Source organism: Spiroplasma endosymbiont of Megaselia nigra (genome assembly GCF_003987485.1).
Lineage (GTDB): Bacteria > Bacillota_I > Bacilli_A > Mycoplasmatales > Mycoplasmataceae > Spiroplasma.
Genome location: NZ_RCOO01000204.1, coordinates 1 through 1,910, shown reverse-complemented (window position 1 = coordinate 1,910; position 1,910 = coordinate 1). Strand labels below are relative to the sequence as shown.

4 protein-coding genes are annotated in these 1,910 nt (G+C 21.6%); 1 reads left to right on the top strand and 3 read right to left on the bottom strand.

Going from position 1 to position 1,910, the window contains the following annotated elements:
* The first annotated feature begins 1 nt into the window (after nucleotide 1).
* On the top strand, nucleotides 2–136 hold the full coding sequence (locus D9R21_RS08710; protein WP_126820873.1) for an IS3 family transposase: 135 nt from the start codon (nucleotides 2–4) through the stop codon (nucleotides 134–136).
* 60 nt (nucleotides 137–196) lie between these two features.
* On the opposite strand, the gene D9R21_RS06095 is transcribed toward D9R21_RS08710, so the two are convergent.
* The 3 genes from D9R21_RS06095 to D9R21_RS06085 form a co-directional block, all read right to left on the bottom strand.
* Nucleotides 197–700 carry a lipoprotein gene (locus tag D9R21_RS06095; RefSeq protein WP_126821497.1) on the bottom strand — a complete coding sequence of 168 codons (504 nt, stop codon included), beginning with the start codon at nucleotides 698–700 and terminating at the stop codon, nucleotides 197–199.
* A 3-nt stretch (nucleotides 701–703) separates the two neighbouring features.
* Complete coding sequence (locus D9R21_RS06090; RefSeq protein WP_126821496.1) at nucleotides 704–1,348, bottom strand: hypothetical protein; 645 nt, start codon at nucleotides 1,346–1,348, stop codon at nucleotides 704–706.
* A 320-nt stretch (nucleotides 1,349–1,668) separates the two neighbouring features.
* Complete coding sequence (locus tag D9R21_RS06085; RefSeq protein ID WP_126820562.1) at nucleotides 1,669–1,863, bottom strand: hypothetical protein; 195 nt, start codon at nucleotides 1,861–1,863, stop codon at nucleotides 1,669–1,671.
* Nucleotides 1,864–1,910: the final 47 nt, after the last annotated feature.

The following is a 1,910-nucleotide window of genomic DNA, read 5'->3' as shown; positions in this document are numbered from 1 at the left end:
TATAACAAAATACAAAAATTTTAATGAGCTAAAAAATATGATAGATAATTATATTGTTGAGTATAATAATTATAGAAGGGTTTTAAAATTAAAAATGCCTCCAATTCAATTTGAATTAAAAAGCATTTTAAATTAAAAAAATAATTCTCAGTTATTTGAAACTGTGCAAAAAAGATTTACATCTCTTTTTTTATTTTTACTTAACTTTTATATTACCATTTTTATCAATATCTAATAAATGAGATATATTAGTATCTAAATTTCAACGATAAACTGATTTAAATCTTGGAGCAGGTCAATCACTTATAACGCTATAAGAACGAATAACAATTGTAACCACCGGTGATTTTCATTCTAAATTTAAAGTATAATTTTCATCTTCATTTTTTTTATCAATTTCAATACTTGAATGAGTTTTATTTATTAGATTATTATTTTTAAACTTAGTAATATTTCAATTTTGACCTTTTCATAACACATAATAGCATTTATTATCAACTTGATTAAATGGTTTTTCTTGTGGTGCTATTCATTCTAAGTTATCTTTAATTTCTTGGTTAGCAGTCTTTATTTTATTTTCTTCTTTTAATTTTGCTAATTCTTCTGCTGTATATTCATGTTGTATATTACAAGCAACTAAACTTGTTGTACTTGTTCCAATTAAAGTGATTGAACATAAAAAACTTAATATTTTTTTCATATTTTATTTTTTTATTTCAATTATATTGATTTTTGAATATGTATCATTTCCATGTACTGCACCATAAGAATCTGCTGCTGCTACAACTTTTAAATTTAAATCAACAAAATTATTATCCCTTTTTAATATGTTAAATTGTATTGAAATTGTACCAGTTTGTGTTGCTCATCCTGATGTTGCAGTATGTTTTTCACTTGCTGAAAAATAAATCTTTTCTTCACTTGAAAAATTCTTTTGTAATAACATTTGAGATTTTTTAAAAGGAGCTGCATAATTATTTCACTCAAAAGAACCAATTAATAAAATTGATTCTGAATTTTTTAATTGTTCTCAATTAATGCCATATTTTTTTGTATTATCTTCTCATGATATAGAATTATGTTTTTCTCCACCAGTTCAATCAACATGTACATTTACTTCAATATTAGTATCAATAACTAATATATTTTGTTGAATTTCATTTACATAACTATCAATTATTACTGATTTATTATAATTTTTTCTTTTATTTCTTTTTAAAATTTCTAAATTATTTATTTGTTGATAATTATTATTATTTTCTTTTTGATAAGGACTAGCAGCGATTACTGATTGAACAGCAGTTTCACTAATTGTTAATATGCTTAATAAACTAAGTAATTTTTTCATCCTTGTTTTTCTCCTTTTCTTAATATTAAAACTTTTTATCAAGATCTACCCGCATTATATATATAAGCAAGCAAAATTATTACTTATTTTAAAAATTTTATCTTGTTAAATACCTCTTATTACGCGTTTTAAGACCTAAATTAGCAATAAAATATATTAAGTTATATAAATTAAATTAATAATATTAATTTTTATTAATAGTTGCCTTAATTTTGTAGAAAACTCTTGATGAAGTTAAAAACCCTTATAAAATATATGTTTTTGCAAAAATATTAATTTATTAAAAAGTCAATAATAGACTGCACCCATTTTAGTAAGTACTAATAAAAAGTATTTACTATTTTTTTTATTATATCTTTTTCTTTACGATTTGAATATCATGTATTTCATTTTATAACATCTTGTATATATTCTTCATGTGAATTATATATTTTATTATGGATTGTAGCTTTCTTAAGTAATGAATGAAAACTTTCTATAACAATATTATCTGCACAGTGGTATTTTTTACCCATTGAAATTATAATACCGTTAGAGACACATTTATAGTGATAAATAGCGG